The organism is Photobacterium malacitanum, from assembly GCF_900185615.1.
GTDB classification, from domain to species: Bacteria; Pseudomonadota; Gammaproteobacteria; order Enterobacterales; family Vibrionaceae; genus Photobacterium; species Photobacterium malacitanum.
Genome location: NZ_FYAK01000001.1, coordinates 434,358 through 458,096, shown reverse-complemented (window position 1 = coordinate 458,096; position 23,739 = coordinate 434,358). Strand labels below are relative to the sequence as shown.

19 protein-coding genes are annotated in these 23,739 nt (G+C 39.3%); 13 read left to right on the top strand and 6 right to left on the bottom strand.

Annotated features, from left to right (window positions below; genetic code table 11):
- Positions 1–25: 25 nt before the first annotated feature.
- The gene (gene ppsR, locus PMAL9190_RS02005) at positions 26–859 is read right to left on the bottom strand and encodes a posphoenolpyruvate synthetase regulatory kinase/phosphorylase PpsR (RefSeq protein ID WP_087843689.1); all 834 of its coding nucleotides are present in this window, start codon (positions 857–859) and stop codon (positions 26–28) included.
- Between the two features lie 151 nt (positions 860–1,010).
- Between ppsR and ppsA the strand changes: the two genes are divergently transcribed.
- The 3 genes from ppsA to PMAL9190_RS01990 all read left to right on the top strand — a co-directional run bounded on the left by ppsA (position 1,011) and on the right by PMAL9190_RS01990 (position 6,375).
- Positions 1,011–3,377 carry a phosphoenolpyruvate synthase gene (gene ppsA, locus PMAL9190_RS02000; protein ID WP_087843688.1) on the top strand — a complete coding sequence of 789 codons (2,367 nt, stop codon included), beginning with the start codon at positions 1,011–1,013 and terminating at the stop codon, positions 3,375–3,377.
- A 137-nt stretch (positions 3,378–3,514) separates the two neighbouring features.
- Positions 3,515–4,393 (top strand): sulfurtransferase, encoded by an 879-nt coding sequence (locus PMAL9190_RS01995; RefSeq protein ID WP_087843687.1) that lies wholly within the window; start codon positions 3,515–3,517, stop codon positions 4,391–4,393.
- Between the two features lie 17 nt (positions 4,394–4,410).
- Positions 4,411–6,375: a response regulator gene (locus PMAL9190_RS01990; RefSeq protein WP_087843686.1), complete on the top strand. Its 1,965-nt coding sequence runs from the start codon at positions 4,411–4,413 to the stop codon at positions 6,373–6,375.
- 57 nt (positions 6,376–6,432) lie between these two features.
- Here the strand turns inward: PMAL9190_RS01990 and PMAL9190_RS01985 are convergent, their stop codons facing one another.
- Entirely contained in the window at positions 6,433–8,634 is a 2,202-nt protein-coding gene (locus tag PMAL9190_RS01985) for an immunoglobulin-like domain-containing protein (RefSeq protein ID WP_087843685.1), read from the bottom strand.
- Between the two features lie 516 nt (positions 8,635–9,150).
- Here PMAL9190_RS01985 and def point away from each other — a divergent pair.
- Positions 9,151–9,663, top strand: a complete 513-nt coding sequence (gene def / locus PMAL9190_RS01980) for a peptide deformylase (RefSeq protein ID WP_087843684.1) — start codon at positions 9,151–9,153, stop codon at positions 9,661–9,663.
- A 70-nt stretch (positions 9,664–9,733) separates the two neighbouring features.
- On the opposite strand, the gene PMAL9190_RS01975 is transcribed toward def, so the two are convergent.
- From PMAL9190_RS01975 to PMAL9190_RS01960, 4 genes are all read right to left on the bottom strand, one after another.
- Positions 9,734–10,693, bottom strand: a complete 960-nt coding sequence (locus PMAL9190_RS01975) for an LD-carboxypeptidase (RefSeq protein WP_087843683.1) — start codon at positions 10,691–10,693, stop codon at positions 9,734–9,736.
- A gap of 46 nt (positions 10,694–10,739) precedes the next feature.
- Positions 10,740–11,867 carry an anhydro-N-acetylmuramic acid kinase gene (locus tag PMAL9190_RS01970; protein WP_087843682.1) on the bottom strand — a complete coding sequence of 376 codons (1,128 nt, stop codon included), beginning with the start codon at positions 11,865–11,867 and terminating at the stop codon, positions 10,740–10,742.
- Positions 11,868–12,015: 148 nt separating this feature from the next.
- Complete coding sequence (locus tag PMAL9190_RS01965; protein WP_087843681.1) at positions 12,016–12,303, bottom strand: hypothetical protein; 288 nt, start codon at positions 12,301–12,303, stop codon at positions 12,016–12,018.
- A gap of 188 nt (positions 12,304–12,491) precedes the next feature.
- Entirely contained in the window at positions 12,492–13,403 is a 912-nt protein-coding gene (locus tag PMAL9190_RS01960) for a LysR family transcriptional regulator (RefSeq protein ID WP_087843680.1), read from the bottom strand.
- 291 nt (positions 13,404–13,694) lie between these two features.
- Between PMAL9190_RS01960 and PMAL9190_RS01955 the strand changes: the two genes are divergently transcribed.
- From PMAL9190_RS01955 to PMAL9190_RS01915, 9 genes are all read left to right on the top strand, one after another.
- Complete coding sequence (locus PMAL9190_RS01955; protein ID WP_087843679.1) at positions 13,695–14,888, top strand: glycine C-acetyltransferase; 1,194 nt, start codon at positions 13,695–13,697, stop codon at positions 14,886–14,888.
- Positions 14,889–14,988: 100 nt separating this feature from the next.
- Entirely contained in the window at positions 14,989–16,020 is a 1,032-nt protein-coding gene (tdh, locus tag PMAL9190_RS01950) for an L-threonine 3-dehydrogenase (protein ID WP_061000490.1), read from the top strand.
- A 145-nt stretch (positions 16,021–16,165) separates the two neighbouring features.
- Positions 16,166–16,642: a VF530 family protein gene (locus PMAL9190_RS01945; RefSeq protein WP_235004261.1), complete on the top strand. Its 477-nt coding sequence runs from the start codon at positions 16,166–16,168 to the stop codon at positions 16,640–16,642.
- Between the two features lie 145 nt (positions 16,643–16,787).
- Positions 16,788–18,383: an ABC-F family ATPase gene (locus PMAL9190_RS01940; protein ID WP_144384309.1), complete on the top strand. Its 1,596-nt coding sequence runs from the start codon at positions 16,788–16,790 to the stop codon at positions 18,381–18,383.
- A 124-nt stretch (positions 18,384–18,507) separates the two neighbouring features.
- Positions 18,508–18,963, top strand: coding sequence for a YaiI/YqxD family protein (locus PMAL9190_RS01935; protein ID WP_087843677.1), 456 nt, complete (start codon positions 18,508–18,510; stop codon positions 18,961–18,963).
- Positions 18,964–19,419: 456 nt separating this feature from the next.
- A complete protein-coding gene (locus PMAL9190_RS01930) occupies positions 19,420–20,808 on the top strand; it encodes an ApeA N-terminal domain 1-containing protein (RefSeq protein WP_087843676.1) in 1,389 nt (462 codons plus the stop codon).
- A 76-nt stretch (positions 20,809–20,884) separates the two neighbouring features.
- On the top strand, positions 20,885–21,829 hold the full coding sequence (locus PMAL9190_RS01925) for a restriction endonuclease (protein ID WP_087843675.1): 945 nt from the start codon (positions 20,885–20,887) through the stop codon (positions 21,827–21,829).
- Positions 21,830–21,866: 37 nt separating this feature from the next.
- On the top strand, positions 21,867–22,331 hold the full coding sequence (locus PMAL9190_RS01920; protein WP_138240411.1) for a hypothetical protein: 465 nt from the start codon (positions 21,867–21,869) through the stop codon (positions 22,329–22,331).
- Positions 22,332–23,426: 1,095 nt separating this feature from the next.
- A complete protein-coding gene (locus tag PMAL9190_RS01915) occupies positions 23,427–23,690 on the top strand; it encodes a hypothetical protein (protein WP_087843673.1) in 264 nt (87 codons plus the stop codon).
- The last annotated feature ends 49 nt before the right edge of the window (positions 23,691–23,739 follow it).

The window sequence follows — 23,739 nt, the reverse complement described above, 5'->3', positions numbered from 1 at the left end:
AGATTTTTATAATTATATAGTTGAACTAACACATATTTCTTTTTAATCCACTCATCGATAATAAGCGGGTTGATATTTCTTCAACCGATAAAGATGAGGTGTTTAAATAGGGAATAGCTTCGCGGCGAAACATGGCTTCGACTTGCTGTAATTCATTAAGGCATTGTGCTGAACTGGCGTAATCACTATCCGCTAAACGCTCATTTCTGATCGCCACTAATCGTTCAATATCTATTGTAAGACCAAAGGTTTTAAACCGATAAGGTTCAATGGCTTTAGGCAGTTTTAACGCCGACATATCATCGGCAATAAAAGGGTAATTGACCGCCCGTAATCCAAACTGCATCGCTAGGTATAAGCAGGTGGGGGTTTTTCCACAACGAGACACCCCTAATAAAATGATATCTGCTTGCTCTAAATGATTGAGCGACACTCCATCATCATGGGCAAGGGTATATTCAATTGCTGCAATACGATCATGATAGCTAGAAGAATCCTTATTTATGCTGTGTGAACGCTGTAATTTTGGTTCGGCTTTGATGGCTAAATCACGCTCTAACGGTTCAACTAAGGCCTTTAGTACATCATAAAAGTTCGCATTAGCTTGATCTATAATCTGCTTTATTTCCGGCACAACAATAGAATAAAACACTAAAGGTTGAATACCATATTTTTTATTAGATTGATTTATAAGGTTTTTTACTTGTTCCGCGCGTTCAGTTGACTCAACAAAAGGCAAGGTTGTCTGTTGGATTTGCAGTGAAAATTGACCGAGAACTGCGTGACCAAGGGTTTCAGATGTTATGGCTGTCCCATCTGAAATGTAAAATACGTCACGAAAATTGGTTTTATTTTGCATTTTATATTGAATCCTTCAAAAAAAGTTGCAATTGTGATGCTTTACAGGAATGGCGAAAAGATAACTTAACATAAGAGAGCATATCTTTAACACTATTTAGCAATCGATTGCTAGTGTCGCTCGTTTTAGCCAATGATCAAGGAGAACTACCGTGCAGCAGAATGTTATTTGGTACAGTGATCTATCAATGAATGATGTTGATAGAGTTGGTGGAAAAAATGCTTCCCTGGGTGAGATGGTAGCAAATTTGTCTAATGCCGGGGTTAAAGTCCCCAATGGTTATGCGACAACCTCCTATGCATTTAATCAATTTTTACAAGCCGATGGGCTTAGTCAACGAATTTACGCTTTGCTTGATAGCTTAGATGTAGATGATGTTAATGCATTAAAACTAGCCGGTGAGACTATTCGTAATTGGGTATTGGAAAATCCATTACCTGCTGCATTAGAAGCTGATATTCGTCGTTGCTATCAAGAACTTGGTGAAGGCGATGAAAGGCTATCTGTTGCTGTGCGCTCATCAGCAACAGCCGAAGATCTTCCAGATGCTTCATTTGCAGGACAACAAGAAACGTTCCTTAATGTACGCGGTATTGATGCCGTTATTGAAGCAACTAAACATGTGTTTGCTTCTTTGTTTAATGATCGTGCGATCTCTTATCGAGTTCATCAAGGATTTGACCACGAAGGCGTTGCATTGTCTGCCGGTATTCAGCGAATGGTTCGCTCTGATAAAGCATCTTCTGGGGTTATGTTTACCCTTGATACTGAATCAGGTTTTGATCAAGTCGTTTTCATAACATCCTCATGGGGATTGGGCGAAATGGTGGTGCAGGGGGCTGTAAACCCTGATGAGTTTTATGTTCATAAACCAACTTTAAACGCGGGTCATCCAGCAGTTGTTCGCCGTACTATTGGCTCAAAGTTAATTAAAATGGTGTATGCCGACGGTAAAGATCTTGGTACTCAAGTTGAAATTACTGATACTACTGTTGCAGAACAAAGTCAGTTCTCATTAACCGATGCTGAGATTATGGATCTGGCTAAACAAGCACTTATCATTGAACAGCACTATGGTCGTCCGATGGACATTGAATGGGCTAAAGATGGTAATACTGGCGAGTTATTGATTGTTCAAGCGCGTCCTGAAACTGTACGTTCACGTGATGATCAACAAGTGATGGAGCGTTTTCATCTTAATGATCAAGGCAACACCTTGGTTGAAGGGCGTGCTATTGGGCAACGTATTGGTAGTGGCCCGGTGCGGATTGTGTCTGATTTATCGCAGATGGATCAAGTTCAGCAAGGTGATGTGCTGGTGGCGGATATGACCGATCCTGATTGGGAGCCTGTGATGAAAAAAGCCGCTGCAATCGTGACTAACCGAGGTGGACGAACTTGCCATGCGGCGATTATTGCACGTGAGTTAGGTATTCCTGCTGTTGTGGGGTGTGGTGATGCAATGTCGTTGCTTCAAGATGGACAAAACGTAACGGTATCTTGTGCCCAAGGGGAAACGGGCTACGTATACGATGGTGTTCTTGAATTTGAAGTTCGTCGCTCTGAAGTGGAACAACTACCAATATTGCCCTTAAAAGTGATGATGAATGTCGGAAATCCTGATCGTGCGTTTGATTTTGCTTGTATTCCAAATGAAGGCGTTGGTCTGGCGCGATTAGAATTTATCATCAATAAGATGATCGGTATTCACCCGAAAGCACTGCTAAATTACGACCAGCAAAGTGCTGAAATAAAAGCGGAAATTGATCAACGCATTATCGGTTATGCAAATCCAGTTGAATTTTATATTGAAAAATTAACGGAAGGTATTTCAACGTTAGCGGCTGCATTTTGGCCTCAACGAGTGATAGTCCGCATGTCGGATTTTAAATCAAATGAATACCGTAACCTTGTTGGTGGCATTAATTATGAGCCAACAGAAGAAAACCCGATGTTAGGTTTCCGTGGAGCCTCACGTTATATAGCACCACATTTTAAAGATTGTTTTGCACTTGAATGTGAAGCGATAAAGCGTGTTCGTAACAAAATGGGACTTAAAAATGTAGAAATTATGATCCCGTTTGTGCGTACCGTCAGTGAAGCTGCGTCTGTGATTGATTTACTGGCAGAATATGAATTACGGCGTGGTGATAATGGCCTCAAAGTCATGATGATGTGTGAGTTACCATCAAATGCTGTTTTAGCGGAAGAGTTTCTTAAATATTTTGATGGTTTCTCAATTGGCTCTAATGATATGACCCAGCTGACATTGGGATTAGACCGTGATTCTGGTGACATTGCACATCTTTTTGATGAACGTAATGATGCCGTCAAAGCGATGTTATCGTTAGCGATTAAAGCTGCTAACAAAGCTGGTAAATACGTCGGTATTTGTGGGCAAGGACCTTCTGATCATGAAGATTTTGCTCGTTGGTTAATGGATCAAGGTATTGATTCGGTCTCATTAAATCCTGATACCGTCTTAGAGACATGGACATTTTTAGGCAAGCCTGATTAGGTGATTGTTTAACATTATTTACTAAAAAATATTAAGCCTGACTTTATGTCGGGCTTTTTTGAGGTTCTTTGCTACGCTTAATAAATACTGTTATGAAACTAATGGTATTACGTTTTCGTATTAGCAAGGAAGCCAACATGAATAAATATAGAATAACTATATTCAGTATTATATTTCTATTTTTCAGTGGGTTAAATTCGACGTATGCGAATGAACGTCAGCATAAGTGGGTGATAGAAGGGAGCGAGTTACAGCAGAAAATCAATGAAAATCAGCCCATCATAATTTTTGATGCTCGCAGTCAAGAACAATACCAGCAAGGGCATATCAGTACGGCAATTAGTTTTCCAACTGCATTAACCTATGTTGCAATTAATAATGCTTATTATGTGAAAAGTATAAAAAAAATAGCACCATTATTGCAACAAAAGGGTGTGACAACGTCACAACAAATCATTATTTATGATCAAGGCGATCTTAAAAATGCTGCCCGTTTATTTTGGGTATTAGAACTATATGGTATTAAAAATATCGCTATTCTTAACGGCGGCATTAATGCGTGGTCTGAGCAATATCAATTAACGAAGATAGCGACAATTCCGCAGTCATCTCAATATTTCCCTGTTTTAAATTCTTCTGTTTATGCCAGTACAACTGTTGCTAAAGTGGCAGCTTATAGCGACTTATATCAATTGTACGACAGCCGTACTTTAGCTGAATTTATAGGAGAGCGTTCAGCGACAGATAAATTCGGTCATATACCAACGGCAAAGAGTATTCAAAATAGCGTATTTTTTAATACGACAGCAACAGGAGTGAGCTTATTAAAGTCACCTAAACAGTTGAATACTATTTTTGCATCGTTAGATAAAAGTCGTAAGAGTGTCACTTATTGTAATAAAGGAAAAGCCTCGACACTGACGTATTTTTTAATGAAGCAAGCTGGATTTAAAGTGTCTCACTACGATGGCTCATGGTTAGAGTGGTCGGAGAAAGGATTACCCGTAGAGAAGTAGATCGAAAGGGGTATTTTATGAAAAAGCCGCCTGAGCATTACACTATTGAGCAGCCGTTAAACATTCAAAAAGGTTTGTTTAATAAAATCGCATTAATGATGGGCGGGGTCTTAATTTGTGTCATGTTAACAGCATTAACCCTCAGCTATTACAGTAATACTCAACGATTAGTTAAAAATGTTAATGTCATGATGAATGCATTAGCTCCTGTTTTTATTGATACAATAGTATTTCAAGATACCGAGTCATCACTAGAATTTAATCGTTTAATTAGTCAATATAAAGAAATACGCTCTCTATCCGTTTATGACTTTAATAATAAACTGCTTCATTATTATCACTCCGATAATGCTCAAGATGCAACATTACGACCATTTTTGTATATTTCTGGCTTATCTTGGTATAAACAGGACTATTTACTGAGTTATCCGGCTTATTTTAATGGCGATCCTATTTTCAAATATGTTGTTTATTATAGTTCTAGCCATATTTTAAAAACCATCCTAATGCAAATACTGATTTATGTTTTACCTTTTTTGTTTTTTATTGCGTTTATTCTTTTTTATATGTATCGCAAAGTAACGCAGCCCCTTAATTATCTTATTCAAGAATTAACCAGTATGGGATCTGGCAGGTTAGATATATCATGGCTGAAGCAAGATAGTAGTGAAGTATCACTATTAGCGGCGGAGCTTAGTAAAGTAGATAAATATATTTATAATAACGAAACCAAGCTGCAAGGGCTAAACAATAAGTTACAGTTACAAACGAATAAATTAAACGAAGCATTACGCATAAAAGGTAATTTTATGGCCAATATGAGCCATGAAATACGTACACCTATGAATGGAGTGTTAGGTTTTGTTCAATGCTTAGAAGATAGAGAATTAGATGAGCAATCAAGACAGCAGGTTAAATATATAAAGCAATCCGCTAATGCATTGCTGATTATTATCGATGAAATATTAGATTATTCAAAATTAGAAGCAGGTAATGTGGAATTACGTTTTAATCATTTTCATTTAGAAACCTTTATTCAAGGCTGTATTGTTCCTTTTGAACATAAATCACAACAAAAAAATATTCAGTTAAAGACGCATATTGATGCCAATATAGCCCCTTACTTTGACGCCGATGAGGGACGAATACGACAAATATTAACTAATTTATTAGGCAATGCTGTTAAGTTTACCTCAGATGGCTATATTGAATTACGAATTGAATTATTAGGTGATATTGAAAGCACAACCACTACAGCACATGAACAATTAGGGTTACATCAACAGTTACGTTTTAGTGTTAAAGATTCCGGTATTGGTATTGCACCTGAAAGTATTGAGACTATTTTTGATTCATATACTCAAGCAGATGGTTCAATTTCACGTCAATTTGGTGGAACTGGACTGGGGTTATCTATCTCAAATAGCTTGTGTCAGTTAATGTTAACGACCTTGAATGTTGACAGTGAACTCGGTAAAGGCACCACGTTTTGGTTTAACATTGATCTAAAATGTTGTGATCACCCACAAGTTGCCAGTTGTGGTGAATGTTGTAATCATGATTTAAGTGATTATTCAAATAAACGCATTTTAGTTGTTGAAGACAGCAAGGTTAATCAACAATTGATAAAGGCGTTTTTAGGGGCATTTGGGTTACTGAATATTGATATTGTCAGTGATGGTGCATTGGCGATTGAATATATTCATCATCACGGTGTGGATGTGGTATTGATGGATTGTCAGATGCCAAATATGGGCGGAATTGAGGCGACACAACGGATCCGCCGTATGGATATTGTACAGCCTTATATTATTGCGTTGACTGCCAATGTACTTGAGCAGGAAAAGCAACATTGCCTTGCTGCTGGCATGGACGATTATATTTCAAAACCGATAGATAAGAATACGTTATCACGAACATTAGAACAGGCTTTTTTACAGCTTGAGTCATTATCCTTATTACAAAAAACCAGCAATAAGTGATCCACTTACTGCTGGCTTATTTGATAACTAATAATTAACTATATGTTTGTTAAAGAATTATAGTTTATCCCAAGCATCAGCCCAGTATTGAGAGGTTGCAGGTGCATAAGAAGCACTCGCACACCAGCCAGTGTAAGGCCAAGGCTTGCATTGGTAGATATTGCCATCAGCTGCTAAAACTTGGTCACCAGCAACATAGGCTTTACCTGCTTCATATGCTGGAACATCTGTTACTGGTGGTTCAACGGTGTCTTTTTCTTTTAAAGTGAAATGCAAACGTTGCTCTATGTTGTCAGTATTTGATTGTGCGATCATACGTAAAGAATGTGTACCTGCTGCGACATTCTCAAGCACCATATCAATAGTTTTGCTACTATCGATATTTGCAGTATATTGACCACCGGCAACAGGGTAGCCCATTGCATCAATAACATCGATCTGTACTGAGCTGGCTTTATTAGCGCTGTAATTTAAGGTTAATTTTGCAGTGCCGTTAGTGATAGTGTAATTGTTATTAACACCCGTTAAGGTTGCAGTAAAATCAGCATCTGGCTGCTCAGTACCCCCGTTGCAGTCAGTATCACCAACTTCACGCCATACTCCCCATTCACCAGTTGTTCCTGGCTCATCACCTTGTGTCCACCAACCTGCTTGCCAGTCTTTACCATTGTGACTAACTACATCACCTTCAACATAAGTTGCATCGGCTTTCCATGCTGGTGTACATACGATAGAACCATCGTTGACAACCACAACGCGCTTAACAGTGACAGTTTGGTTTGCACTGTCAGTAATGCTGTAAACAAGCTCATATTGGCCTGCAATAGCTGTATTTACTGTGCCAGAGAAGGTGATATTTGCGGTTAAATCACCATCTTCAGCATCTGTTGCTGCAACACCAGCTAATGGATCAAAATTTTCACCGATTTTAATAACAGTATTTTCAACGCCAGTGAAAGTTGGTAGGGCGCTAAACACAGTAACTTTACGCGGTGACACCGTTTCATTGTTATCAGAATCTGTTACTGAATATGTGACAACATAATCGCCAACACGCTGAGTATCAACGCTGCCTGTCACTGAAATTGAATCTGTTAAATTACCATCTTCTTTATCGTTAGCTGTTACACCAGCCATAGAGTCAAACTGAGTTTTATGTTGCACGCGTGTATCTGTAATACCGGCGAATGTTGGTTTGCCCGGTTGTACAACTGGTGGTGTTTGACTATGAACAAACGGGCCATAGGTATTAATAAAGCTACTGTTATAAGCTTGACCTGCTGAGTTAGTGCCAATATCCCAGTTAATTGACCATGTCATTACACCACGCAGCGGCTGTGACTGTTTTTCAAGGCGTGCAAAAGCATTAAATAGATCTTGAGGATCTTTAATAAAACCTGTTGCAGCAGCATCGATATTGGTTGGAATACCAAAGACTAATTTATCGTGTGGAATCGTTGTAAAACCACGAGTACCGTTAATTAATGAATCTGCAATGTAATAAATGAACTCTTCTTTTAGTTCATCATTATTTTGTGCAATCCAGCCAGGGCCTTCAACATATACACCGTCACCACCTTGGTTATAAAACTGTGGGTTGATCCAGTCGTAGTAACCATCTAGGCCAGTGATGTATGGAATATATTTACCAGCGGCAGTTAAATATGGGAATTCAGGTGCCATGGTAATAAGGAAGTTTTTACCTTGTTCACGATAGTGATCTTTTACAATACGTAGTGCAGCAGGAATAACCGTTTGGTTATCTTTGGCATCAATAGCTGCTTGTTCAAGGTCAATATCTAAGCCATCAAAACCATAAAGGTCAGTTAGGCGAATAACTTCAGCCGCAAAAGCTTCTTCATCACCGCGTTGTAATTCAACGTGTGCGTCTGCACCACCAAGCGCTAGTATTACTGCACGGCCTTGATCGTTCAGTAGCTTAATCTGATCAATAAATTGTGATTCTGTTAAACCTGTTTCAGGATCTAAATGAAATGTAGGAATGCGACCTTCAGCAACGTCGTATACTTTCATAAAAGAAACAGCGACAACATTATACATCGGGTTAGTTGCTTTTAAGCTCATTGCTGGCGCATTACCAGCCTTATAACCACGACCATCAGCCCAGTTATGCCAATAACCAACCACAACGCCGCCTTCTGGATTAACCATTTTTTCACCAGCATTAACGGTAAAACTCATTGAAGTTAACGCTAGAGCAATAGCATTTAATGTTAGAAAAGTTGTTTTTTTATTCATTTTTTTGACCCTGAAAATAGGATAATAGATGTAATTGTTGAGCAAATAAATGCTATCACAATTACAGCCAATTATAGTGGGATATTTGTAACAAAAAACTTTAAAAACAATTGCTTATATCGTCAATTTATTGTCGCGTCGATCGTGTTTTGCGACTAAATTTTGTCGTTATTCAAGCGTAATTGAACGGTGAGTTATTTGGGGAGATCTTTTGAGCAGAAATAATATATAAAGTAAGCGTAAATATAAAAAACACGACACTTAAAGGGGAGATAGCATTGAGATCCGTTATGACTAAATTATGAATACATATTAATAAAGCTGTTCTTTTTATTATTGTTTTAAGATTGAATTTGGCTCACTTATTAGATTAATTGTTATTATCAATTGTTGCTGAAGCCATTTTCTAGGTAAAATAGCCCCATCAACAGAATATACGTTGGGATTATGATCCTGAGCGTTAATCTGATAAGTTACTGCAAAGTAACCTAAATACTAGATTAAGTAAGAGATAAAATGGCAGTTTTAGAAATTTTAACCGAACCAAATCCAAAGCTACGCGTTCAAGCTGAAGAAGTAACAGATGTAAAAGCTGAACATATCCAAACGCTTATTGACGACATGCTACACACCATGTACGAAACGGGTAATGGTATTGGTTTAGCTGCTCCTCAAGTAGGCCGTAAAGAATCTATTATTGTTATCGACTTATCTGAAGAGCGTAATGAACCACAGGTATTCGTTAACCCTAAGATTGTTCGTGGTGAAAACCCAGTAATTGGTCAAGAAGGCTGTTTATCAGTACCTGATTACTACGCAGATGTAGAGCGTTTCGAGAAAATCGAATTAACCGCGCTTGATCGTGATGGTAATGATATTCACCTTGAGCGTGATGATTTTCTTGCTATCGCACTTCAACATGAGATTGACCACCTAAAAGGTATTCTTTTCATTGATTATCTATCACCTCTTAAGCGCCAAATGGCAATGAAGAAAGTGAAGAAATTCTTGAAGACGCAAGCAAAGTAATCATTTAACTATCGCTATCGAAAGGCTGTTGAGAACGACTCAGCAGCCTTTTTTATTGGTAAATGATGATTTATTTACTGTGAAAGGGGGGTTGAATACATGTTACGTATTCAGGCATGTCTGATCCCGTTGAATCTTGGTTACGTTGTAACGTGATGCTTTCACCGAGAATAAAAGGCTGGTTATATTTTCCATGACCAAAGAAAGGGAAGTAATAAACCGGCTTATCGTATTGCGCTGCAAATTTTTGTAAAACCGCTTTGTACATTATGCGCTCTTCATCGTTTGGATCGATAGAATAATATTGACCAAAAATAATCGCCTTAACATTACATTCTTTTAGAAATAGTAATTGTTGTAAATAACGATCTAACTGACGAAAAGTAACCCCAATATCTTCCAGGATTAAGATCTTATCTTCAAAGTCGGGTTGGTAGTGAGTGCCAAATGTTGCACCAACGAGGGTGTGATTGCCACCGATTAATGTGCCGCTGACAGACGTTGTTTGCTGTGCTGATGCATTAAGTGGTAAGACATTATGATATGTAATTCCCTTAGCTATCAGCGCTGCAATATCAGGTAACGGTTGTTGATTGGCTGAATTCATTTCTAAATGGTTATTAGCGTTAACACCATGAATTGAACGCCATCCAAGCTCATTGTTTAAAAAGCTATGGATCGCAGTAACATCACTAAATCCAACAATGATTTTTTCAGGTATCGCTAATAGTTGTTGTTTATAGCGGTGCAAATAAGGCAACAAGTTTAATGCACCACCACCACCACGATAGAACCATAACACCTCAATTGTAGGATCTAGTAGGGCTTGAATCAGATTATTTGCGCGCGCTTGATCAGTATCAACATAGCCAAAATCAGACACGGTTTGTTGTAAGTATTGGCAGCTGACTTGATAACCATGCTGCGCCAAAATAGCAGTAACCTGAGGTACTTGCGTAGGATCATATTGGGTTGAGCACGCAATTAAAGCGATATTTTTATAGGCAACATTGGCAGTTGGGTTGTTCATCAATAATTCTCATCAGAAGGTAAATAATCATCAAGTAACACGAAAGTTAATCAGCAGGATAAATCGCGCCGAGTTGAGCTAAACGGCTCGCTCCTGTTACTTCGGGCAAATTACCTGATTGATGATGCATGGTACGGTATGCGAGCCATGCAAATGCCATTGCTTCCATGTTATCAATATCGACACCACGATCTGCGGTTGTCATTACCAGCCAATTGGGCAATAACTCTGTTAGTCGCTGCATTAAAATAGGGTTGTGCGCGCCGCCGCCACAGACCAAGAGTTCATTGGGAGTAATGGCAGGAGTCAGGCCTGTTTTTATAACTTCATTAGCGATAGTTTGGGCGCTATATTCAGTCAATGTTGCTTGAATATCACAAGCAGAAAGTTGTAGTTCTACGATGGCAGGTTCAGTTAAATATTGCTCTAGCCACGGCAGGTTAAATAACTCGCGTCCAGTGCTTTTCGGTGCTGGTTGGGATAAGTAAGGTTCTGATAATAGACGCGTTAATAGCGTTGAGCTAACATTACCCAAACGGGCCCAGTTACCATTGTCATCATAGCTTTTATGCTGGTGGAGATTGATCCACGCATCCATCAACATATTACCAGGGCCAGTATCAAACCCTGTTACTGCTTTATTAGGCTCTAATACAGTGATATTGGCAATACCACCAATATTTAAAATAACGCGAGTACACTGATTGGAACTAAACAGCTGTTGATGGAAGGCGGGAACCAACGGTGCGCCTTGGCCACCAAACGCCATATCTTTACGACGAAAATCAGCAACAGTCGTAATGCCTGTTTTGGCGGCAATAATATTGGCATCACCAATTTGCATCGTAAACGCATATTCAGTATGTGGCGAATGAAATACCGTTTGACCGTGACTGCCAATTGCCGTGATATCAGCAGCGTTAGTATTGGTTTTTTCAAGTAATGCTAATACAGCATCGGCAAAAAGATGACCTAGACGATGGTCTAGTTCACCTAATGTTTGCAAATTTGTTGGTTGGCCTAAACAGATATCTAATAATGATTGTTTTAGATTGTTACCCATAGCAAAGGGATGCGAGCCAAGTAACTGAATATTATTGTTGTCAATTTCTACCAGAACAGCGTCAACGCCATCCATACTAGTGCCTGACATTAAGCCAATATATTTTTCCATCGCGATTCCCACTGTATTTCAATTTAACGAGCATGTTTATCCACCCGTTAAAGCCGTTAATTATACTGATTGAAGTATAAGGTATGCAGTCACTTTAATCAGAAGTGACTGAGAAATAAAGCGTAGATGGAATTTTTAACGATAGCAATTAATGCATTACAGCACGAGAAGCGGCGAGGCTTTGTGTACCTTGCTGCTGAACAACACTGTTCATTTTATTAGCAAACTCGGCTAATTCATGGCTAACTGCAGAACTCGCGATAATTTCATCATCAAGATCGAAGATTTCAATCATATGACCCGTTGTACCGTCATCATAAGTACCTGACACAAAATGAATTGCAGTATCAGTTAAAATTGAACGGCCATACGTAGTTTCGACTAAACGCATCCAGTGGATTAATTCATCATGATTTTCTATGATTTTTGAGTGCATGAACACTGATCCTTTTATGTTTTGGTGGCATACATTGAGAGGACCGAGTGTCCTTTGTTTTGTGATGACCTTTTATGCGGTAAGTCTATCAGCAGTGTTCAAATGATAACTTTAGCCTCACGACAAAAATAACGCCTCAAAAAAAGTAAAAGTGACAAAAACGCACATTTTCTCAATTAATCAATGATTTAGGAGTTAAAATTTGCTGTTACGTAGTCAATAAATGCTCTTAGTCGGGCTGGCATAAATTTGGTTGGTGCATATTGAAGTGCGATATCACCGTGATAATTGCCACGAATGGTCCAGGTGGGTAATACGCGAATAACGCTGCCTTGTTGCAATGCATCTTTGATCACGAAATCAGGAAAAATACCAATGCCTAAACTATCTTTGACGCCATTTAATCGCATTTGAGAGTGATTAACCGCATAGCGACCACTGACTGTTACACGATGGCGAGTATGTTGTTGTTCAAACTCCCAAATATTATCAGTACTGGTTTCACCTAAATATAAGCAATCATGATCAACAAGATCTAACGGTGTTGTTGGTATACCACGTCGCGCAAGGTAATCTGGGCTGGCACATAGCATAAGATCAACTTTGCCGATCTGCTTTAATACTAAATCTTCGCTGGGTTTTTCTGTCAATCGAAACACCACATCAATCCCTTCTTTCAAAATATCAATTTCACCATCACGAGCTTTAAGTTTTAATTGAATATCAGGGTATTGGGTTAAAAATGGAGTGACTAACGGTTGTAATACAATCGATAAAAATGCTTTAGGGGCGGCTACGGTTATCATTCCAGCCGGAACAATGGGCTCTGAATGTGATATTTCAATAGCCTTTTTTGCGGCATCAAACATGGTTGTGCATTGGGTGTAAATGCGTTTACCTGATTCACTGATCATTAATTTACGGGTAGTACGTTCTAATAATTTCACTGACAGCGCCGTTTCTAAGCGAGAGATTTGCTTACTCAATGCAGAAGGGGTGACATTGAGTTTCTTTGCTGCCGCGGTATAACTGCCTTCATCAACCACCACGATAAATACGGCTAAATCTGGCATTAGTGCGATAAGTTTATTAGTTTCCATTGATTTGTGCCTGAGGGTCAATAATCATTTTCCATGGTATGGGATAATACTGCGGTTAAGTTTGAATTAGAATGCTGAAAAGTAACCAATCTAGTGCTAGTTCAAAGAGTTGATAAAAAACACCAAATAGTTGACGATTTTCAAATAAAAAAGGTGTAAAAGGAATGCTATTAAGCTAGATGTCGATATTTAATACTGCAATGGCAGGATGTCATTAGTCTAGAAGAATAGCTTTTAGGTTTTATTAGCGCTTGAGCTTTATTTATCATCCAATAAATCTGTGAGGAACACATGTCTTCTGCATTCTATAAGCAAATTAATCAGCAAATTGAAGATGTTAAAGCTGAGGGATTATACAAATCTGAGCGTATTATTACATCTGCTCAAAAAGCAGCAGTGTCGATTCAGTCTGGTGAAGAAGTATTGAACTTCTGTGCCAATAACTACTTAGGTTTAGCTAATCATCCGGAACTGATTGCTGCAGCAAAAGCGGGTATGGATCAACATGGCTTTGGTATGGCATCAGTGCGTTTTATTTGTGGCACTCAAGATGCACACAAACAACTAGAGCAAAAGCTATCGGCATTCCTAGGTATGGAAGATACCATTCTTTACACCTCATGTTTTGATGCCAACACGGGTTTATTTGAAACGATTTTAGGTGCTGAAGATGCGATCATTTCCGACGCGCTTAACCATGCTTCGATTATTGATGGTGTACGTTTATGTAAAGCGATGCGCTTCCGTTACTCAAATAACAACATGGAAGAGCTAGAACAACAACTTATCGCCGCTAAAGAAGCGGGTGCACGTCATACATTGATCGTAACTGACGGTGTGTTCTCAATGGACGGTGTGGTTGCAAACTTGCCTGCTATTTGTGATTTAGCCGATAAATATAATGCACTTGTTATGGTCGATGACTCGCATGCTGTTGGCTTTATGGGTGCAAATGGTCGTGGTACACATGAGTACCATAATGTAATGGATCGTATTGATATCATTACAGGTACATTAGGTAAAGCAATGGGTGGCGCATCCGGCGGTTACACGGCTGGTAAGAAAGAAGTGATTGATTGGTTACGTCAGCGTTCACGCCCATACTTATTCTCAAACTCAGTAGCACCAGCCATTGTTGCTGCATCAAATCGTGTGATTGACCTGCTGGCTGAAAGCGGTGATTTACGTGACAACCTATGGCAAAACGCGGCACATTTCCGTGCTCGTATGACAGCAGCTGGCTTTACTATGGCGGGTGCTGATCACGCTATCATTCCAATTATGTTAGGTGATGCAAAAGTCGCAGCAGAATTTGCTGAGCGTGCATTAGCTAAAGGTATTTATGTTGTTGGTTTCTCATTCCCTGTAGTACCGAACGGCAAAGCACGTATTCGTACTCAAATGTCAGCAGCGCACACTCGCGAGCAACTTGATAAAGCGATTGATGCGTTTATTGAAGTGGGTAAAGAGATGGCAATTATCTAATTCGTTTTTCGTTGTTAACATCGGCACGGCCTTAGCAGTGTGTTAAGGCTATTGTATAGAACAGCCATTGAGGTTGTTCTAGCTTTATGGAATAAGTGTTATGAAAATCAAAGCTCTTGCTAAGTTAAAGCCTGAAGAAGGTATCTGGATGACGGAAGTAGATAAGCCGCAAATGGGGCATAATGATCTACTTATTCGTATCAAGAAAACAGCTATCTGTGGTACTGACGTGCATATCTACAACTGGGATGAATGGTCACAAAAAACCATTCCTGTGCCGATGGTTGTTGGTCACGAATATGTCGGCGAAGTTGTTGGCATGGGACAAGAAGTACGTGGCTTTAACTTAGGTGATCGTGTTTCAGGTGAAGGTCATATCACATGCGGTCATTGCCGAAATTGTCGTGGTGGTCGTACCCACTTATGCCGCAATACTATCGGTGTAGGTGTTAACCGTGAAGGTGCATTTGCCGAGTTTTTGGTTATTCCTGCATTTAACGCATTTAAAATTCCTAATGATATTTCGGATGACTTAGCGTCGATTTTTGACCCGTTTGGTAACGCTGTTCATACCGCTTTATCTTTTGATCTTGTTGGTGAAGATGTATTGATCACCGGTGCTGGTCCAATTGGTATCATGGCTGCAGCTGTGGCTAAACATGTTGGTGCGCGCCATGTGGTGATCACTGATGTCAATGAATACCGTTTGAATCTTGCACGCGAAATGGGCGTAACACGTGCAGTTAACGTTGCTAATGAAAACCTAACCGATGTGATGGCTGAACTTGGCATGAAAGAAGGCTTTGATGTCGGTCTAGAAATGTCAGGTAACCCAATGGCATTTAACAGCATGTTATCAAGCATGAACCATGGCGGTAAGATTGCTCTATTAGGCATTCCGCCGTCAGATATGGGTATTGATTGGAATCAAGTTATCTTTAAAGGTTTAATCATTAAAGGTATCTACGGTCGTGAAATGTTTGAAACGTGGTACAAAATGGCAAGTTTGATCCAATCAGGCTTAGATCTAACGCCAATTATTACTCACCACTATAAGATTGATGATTTCCAACAAGGCTTTGACGTAATGCGATCTGGCATGTCGGGTAAAGTTATTCTTGATTGGGAATAAGTCACGAGTTTTATAAGCAATAAAATCGAGTTCTATTATTAAGCGAGTGTAATGCTCGCTTTTTTTATTCTTTTTTTTATTAATGATTATTTTGCTATTATCAGTATAATGCGCGCCACTCAGTGAGTCTCTGTTAGGAATTAACATGCAAGAATTAGATCAACAACCACAACCTAAAAAAGCGCCGAAAGAATTGACGCTAGAGCAGCAATTACTGCAAAACAACCCATTACATGGTCTTAGCTTAGAGAAAATGATAACGGAGTTAGTTGATCATTATGGCTGGGAAATTCTTGATACTGCATTGCGTATGAATTGTTTTAATACCAAGCCTTCGATTGCAAGTAGTGTTAAATACCTTAAAAAGACAGAGTGGGCACGTGAAAAAGTAGAGACATTTTATTTGTCTCGTTTTAAGCGTATGCCTCGAGCATCAGCGGCTGAGTTTGAACTGCCACCACGTATGCGTACGTTTGCCCACGGCATTACACCAAAATCGCCAATGGAACTCACCGTTGAGTCTATTTTGTTATCACAAGCAAAAGCAGCATCAGCACATAAAGAACGTTCAAATAAAGGGCGTAATGGTGGCCGTAATAACGGTGGTCGATCACGTCGTTAATTACTCGTTACTAAATAGCAGCACTAATTTAGGGTGATGTATGTCACGAAAGCTGCTATACTAGACAACAATTTAGAGAAAAAGTCGCTTACAAGAAGCGGCTTTTTTAATGCTTGATATATTCACAAATTTTGGAAACAGTACATTGATTTCAACAGCTAATATCACAATGCAATTTGGCGATAAGCCATTATTTGAAAACATCTCAGTTAAATTTGGTGGTGGCAACCGTTACGGCCTGATCGGCGCAAATGGTTGTGGTAAATCGACATTCATGAAAATTCTGGGTGGCGAACTAGAGCAGTCTGGTGGTACTGTTTCACTTGATCCTAACGAGCGTATGGCTAAGTTAGGTCAGGACCAATTTGCATTCGAAAACTACAGCGTTGTTGACACTGTAATCATGGGTCATAAAGAACTATGGACAGTGAAAGAAGAGCGTGACCGCATTTACGCAATGCCTGAAATGTCTGAAGACGACGGTATGCGTGTTGCTGATCTTGAAGTTGAATTCGCTGAAATGGATGGCTACTCAGCAGAAGCGCGTGCTGGTGAACTTCTTTTAGGCCTTGGTATTTCTGAAGATCAACACTTTGGCCTAATGAGCGCCGTTGCTCCAGGTCTTAAAGTTCGTGTTCTTTTGGCTCAAGTATTGTTTGCTAACCCAGACATTATGCTACTTGACGAACCAACGAACAACTTGGACATTCACACTATCGCATGGCTTGAGCAGATCCTGCTTGCACGTAACTGCACAATGATCATCATCTCGCACGACCGTCACTTCCTAAACAGCGTATGTACTCATATGGCTGACTTAGATTACGGTGAGCTTCGTCTATTCCCTGGTAACTACGACGAATACATGATGGCTGCAGAGCAAGCACGTGAGCAACTTCAAGCAGACAATGCTAAGAAGAAAGCACAGATGGCTGAACTACAAACGTTCGTAAGCCGTTTCTCTGCTAACGCATCTAAAGCTAAGCAAGCAACATCTCGTCAAAAGCAATTAGACAAGATCCAGCTAACAGAAGTTAAAGCATCAAGCCGCCAATCTCCATTCATTCGTTTCGATCAGGAAAAAGAACTGTTCCGTAACGCACTTGAAGTTGAAGGTCTAAAACAAGGCTACGGCGATAACATTCTTATCAATGGCGTAAACCTGTTGGTAGAAGTAGGTGAGCGTATTGCGATCATCGGTGAAAACGGTATCGGTAAATCAACCTTCCTTAACACCCTTGCTGGCCAAATGGAGCCAATGGAAGGTATGATTAAGTGGTCTGAAAATAGCAATATCGGTTTCTACGCACAGGATCACAGCGCTGATTTCGCTGAAGACATCACACTACTAGAGTGGATGGGTCAGTGGAAGAAAGAAGGCGACGACGAGCAAGTTGTTCGTGGTATCCTTGGCCGTATGCTATTCTCACAAAACGACATTAAGAAGTCTGTTAAAGTGATTTCTGGTGGTGAGCAAGGTCGTATGCTGTTTGGTAAGCTAATCATGCAACGTCCTAACATCCTACTAATGGATGAACCAACAAACCACATGGACATGGAATCTATTGAAGCACTTAACCTAGCGTTAGAAAACTTCAAAGGTACACTAATGTTCGTATCTCATGACCGTCAGTTTGTAACATCTGTTGCAACACGTATCATCGAGATCACTAAAGATGGCGTAGAAGACTTCCACGGCACGTACGATGAGTACATCGCTAAGAAAGGTCTTGTAGGTTAAGTTTCAGCTTAATGAAACTGACTGAGTTAACGATTTAATAGAAAGCCGCCTTGATATAGGGCGGCTTTTTTGCATTTAAATTTAACGTGTTAATTCGTGTTATATAAGCATTTAAGGAAAAGTGATGAAAATCTGGGTTGATGCTGATGCATGTCCAAACGTGGTAAAAGAGATCCTTTTTCGCGCAGCCGATCGCGCTAAAGTTCACGTAACGCTGGTGGCGAATCAATATATTCGCACTCCACCATCGCCTTTTTTACGCTCGATTCAAGTAGAGCAGGGCTTTGATGTTGCAGATAACTATATTGTGCAGCAAGCAGAAGCCGGGGATTTGGTGATCACTGCCGATATTCCACTGGCTGATGAATTGATCACCAAAGGTGCACACGCATTAAACCCGCGCGGTGAAATGTACACCAAAGACACCATTAAACAGCGCCTGCAAATGCGTGATTTTATGGAAACCATGCGGAGTAGTGGAATTCAGACTGGTGGGCCGTCTGCATTAACGCAAGCAGACCGCCAAAATTTTGCTAATAAACTCGATGCTTTCTTAGCTAAAAATCATAAGATACAATAAGTTATAACTATGGAGGTGAACGCTGTTTAACCTCCTTTTCTTTCTTCTGCTGTATTCACTTCTGTTGTTATTCTCTGCTAAATCTACTTAGCCCTATGGTTGTATCCCGTATCGTTATTTTAAATACTAAATAAGAACAATCACGAAACTATTTATTCACCCTCGTCATTCCTTACAGTGAAATATGCATCTAACACGTTTTTTCCCCAAAGCGTTTTAGATCAAATACTCATTCATATCGTATTAATGTGATTTTGAATTAGTTTTATTTATGAGATTATCCACAAACTTTAGTTAAATTTACGTTTTCCCTACAATCTTCCATATTAGTAACAAAGTGTTACTTTTGTATAATTTAATGTGCAGAATATAAGTATAATTGCCTTCATTTTTAGTCACTTATTGTGAAAGTCAGAGTGCTTATTAATACACTGTTAGATTTCAAGAGGATTTACCGTGAGAATCGAAGAAGAATATAAAAAAACAGGCTACTTCTGGCTGCCAGGAAAAGAAGAAAAAAAGATTCCCGGGATACTCTCAATCAATGACGGTGGAAGTGTAGAATTAGAAATCGTCGGTCATTTCAATGAAAGTATAGAATCTCTAAATGATAATGATGAAATTGATCGAATCATTGGTCATGTTGAAAAAGATGGTCTAGTAACTCTCGATTGCTGTTTTTATACTCAAAAGAACTTCACGTTTGGTGGTATCTCAAAATCAAAAATTCTAGTCAATAGGGTCTTAAGTGGGGCGGCTTGGGATCAAGGTGAACCCGTAACTTTTAATACCTTTTCTTTCTCAGTAGATTGTCTAGATGAGTGGGTTGGAATTAGTGGAATAAAAGTAGATAAAAACTGGGAAAGCAGGACAGCTACGATTAGTTACAATCCACCTGAAAAAATAGGTTTCATTTTAGATAATGAAATGAAGCTTGAAATTTGTTTTGCATACACTCTTCCTGGTTACCCAAATCTAAAAGAAGCGAAGATTACTCAGAGAGCTTATTTTAGGCTTGAATCTGAAGAGTTACGTGAACTTAACGATTTCACAACTATTGCCTTTAAAATTATAAATCTTATGTGCTTTGCCATGGATGAAATTGTTGCTATAAAAAATGTTTCGGCAACGTCATCCGAAATACAGAGTAGCTATGGAGATGATAAACAATACCCTGTTCCAATCACCGTTTATTATAAAAGTAATCCATATTCTGAAAAAACGCCCAAAAGAAATAGGCATGATATGCTGTTTACTTTTGGCGCTATTAAAGATAACGCGCAGCAAGTATTCAATAATTGGATAAGTGCTTACGAATATTTATCCCCCGCATTTAGTTTATATTTCTCAACTAAAACAGGTGCACAAAAGTACCTTGATGGTAAGTTTCTTGCTCTGGCACAAGGGCTAGAGACCTATCACAGAAGAACCAGCAAAGAAACGTTAATGGATCAAGAATCTTTCGAATCACTGGTTTCAACAGTTCTTCAAGGGTGTCCAGACGAGCATATTGAATGGTTAAAAGGCAGGTTAATGCATGGAAATGAAATAAATCTGAACAAGAGGTTAAAGAAGATTATTGAGCCATTCAAAGATCATCTTGGAACAAGTAAAGAAAGAAGTAAGCTACTAAGAAAAATTGTAAATACAAGAAACTACTTAACTCATTACAGTGAAAGTTTGGAAAGCGAATCTGCAACAGGAAGAGCTCTTTGGATTATTTGTTCAAAAATGGAAGTTATATTCAACCTACATTTTTTGAATGTTGTTGGTTTCACTCATGATGAAGTTAATGGAATAGTTGAAAATAGCTACCCACTGAAACAAAAACTACAGGAAATATAACACATCAAAGCACACGGACGCAGCATAGCTGCGCCGGTGTTTGGGCAGTTATACGAATCAGGAAATTGGAGTAAATATGGCAGTTTGGGCGTTTAGTAAAGTAGATGATTCAGTTAACCGTTCCTTAATATTCGAATCGATCAGGCAAGGTAAATCAAGGTTTGGTTGGTCGCAAAAAGACGAGCACAATTTATTGCTCGAAACATGGTCAGAATGGCATTCAAAACAATTATTTCTTTTAGAAATAAAGCCTCATGATTGGATCGTTCATATTAATACTCCCGAGTGGGGGCAATGTACTGCGGTAAAGGTTGCAGGTTTTTATGAGTTTGATGACGGAATTAATAGTACTCATGGCGTAGATTTTCGCCATGCCATACCTGTTGATGTTGAGTCTATTTGTGTGTTCAATCGACGAGATGACAATGTACTTCCTTCTGTAAACTTGCGCCCACGAAGTCGATACCACCGTGTATACGAAGAGCAAGACTTTCACCAATCAATTGCCAACTTACGTGATAACAAAATTGATTTAAGTAAAGACACTAAAGGTGAGTTTTATTTAAAAGATAAAACGGAAACTTTTCTTCCTCAAATTACATCATTCATACAGCAAATGAATAAAAGTAAAGATTTAGAGGTGTTTCTAGCAAAAGTTTTTAGAAAAGTTGAAGGTGTTGTGCACGTAAAAGAAAATGGTTCAGGCTGGCGCTCCGATAATGGTGCAGACCTAATTGTTACGTTTAAAAACTTAAACATTGAGAATAAAGTAGTTGTTCAGGTTAAGTCTTTTGAAGGTTGCCATCATTCGCTTGAAGCCGTGTCCCAAATCGAAAATGCTATAAAAGTTTACGGAGCAAATGCAGGGCTAATTATAACAACAGCATCTACTACTGAGATTTTAGACTCGGCAATCCAATCCTTAAATGAAAAAATGGATAAACAAATTGATCTTATGGCTGGCGAAGACGTGGCTAGGTTTGTTTTAAAGTATGCACCAGAAATGGTGTTCAAGGTTTAAATTCGTATAACAAGGCATTATGTGCCTTAGGGGTAATATGGAACACAGTCTAGAAACCGCTTACCCGCTGAAAAGTATGATGGAAAGCGTATTCGGTCGTAAGGCTTGGCTAGACCTAAAACATTGCCAAGATTTGGGTGTGTGGAAAAAATACTCAAAGCGTCTTATTTTGGCTGTAGAGGTTTCAATAAAATCGACGGTCAAAGTTGCAGACGATGATTGGTTCCATGAATTGTCGTTGGAATTTGAACATGGTAAGAAATGCGTTGATTCTGCAGGCTCTCTTGATGTTCTTTTTGCCAACCTAGCTGCTTGTCTTGCAAATATATCTTTCTTGCAAATTGGTATGATTCCTCAAAGGCACTCTGAAAAAAATGTAGCTGCTAGGCAAGGTGAAAATTGGAATTTAAGTGCATTTCGTACAGTCCAATATGTTCAGACTCAAGAGCAGAAAGAACGTATCATTAGACGCAAAATTCAAAATAGTGAAACTAGCACATAACAAATAAGAATATGTGTCGCGCACCCGACACCTATCCGAAGTGTTGGACAAGCCTAAGCCACTTTATATAAGTAAATATTGATAGTACGTTGGATAGCGATATTGAAGTTTGCCATTACTTTTTCTAATAACTATCAACTGTGATAGAGTTGATAGTCTAACAAGCTTTTGTCCAACAATGAGTTAGTTATCTTGGCTAGCTCATTGTGATCACCAAGCGATTCTGTCGTATCGTGAACCCCAATCCCCAACCTCGTCATTCCCTACAGTGAATGCCCGCGAGGGCGATAGGGAATCTATTGTCCACGTGTTGTAGAGTTTATATTTAGCCGTAAAACGTAAGCTGTTTCACTGGCGACTTTAAGGCTCGATCACGAGGTGAATAGATCACGGATAGTTTCGTTCCTCACTTTCAGATGACGGATACTAGGCAGAGCTTATATTTAGCCGTAAAACGTAAGCTGTTTCATTGGCGTCTTTAAGGCTCGATCACGAGGTGAGTAGATCACGGATAGTTTTGTTCCTCACTTTCAGATGACGGATATTAGGCAAAGCTTATATTTAGCCGTAAAACGTAAGCTGTTTTAGTGGCGTCTTTAAGGCTCGATCACGAGGTGAGTAGATCACGGATAGTTTCGCTCCTCACTTTCAGATGACGGATATTAGGCAGAGCTTATATTTAGCCGTAAAACGTAAGCTGTTTCACTGGCGCCTTTAAAGCTCGATCACGAGGTGAGTAGATCACGGATAGTTTCGTTTCTCACTTTCAGATGACGGATATAGGCAGAGCTTATATTTAGCCGTAAAACGTAAGCTGTTTCATTGGCGTCTTTAAAGGTCGATCGCGGGGTGAGTAGATCACGGATAGTTTCGTTTCTCACTTTCAGATGACGAATATTAGGCTGAGTGAATGCCCATGAGGGCGATAGGGAATCTACTGTCCGTCGTGAAGTTAAGTAATGCGACACAGTGCACGACTATAACTATTAATGGTTGTTGGACGTTTACCTTGCAGAGTCTGATGAGTAATATATTGGTAATCGTTTATTTTTAACTGATTGATAATTTGCGCTATTTCAAATAAAAGGAGTTTATATGGAATCGAAACAAGCTGAGTTATTGGCTTTGCTAGCTCAACAGTACCGTGAATATTGTGCAATACCATTAGATGAAATACAGCAAAAACGCGACAAGAAATCATTTATTAATGGGCTTATGGCGGCGTCTCGAGTTGTCGGTATCAGTTATGAGCAGCTCAATGAAATTGTTGGTGCTAATGCTGAATCAAGAGCTGTAAATATTGACGACAAGATTGAGATCCCAACTTATGTTCGCCATAAAATTGTAATTGGATCATAGCAAGAACCATCACCGGGCGACATAAAGACTCTTTCAATATTCTGCATCT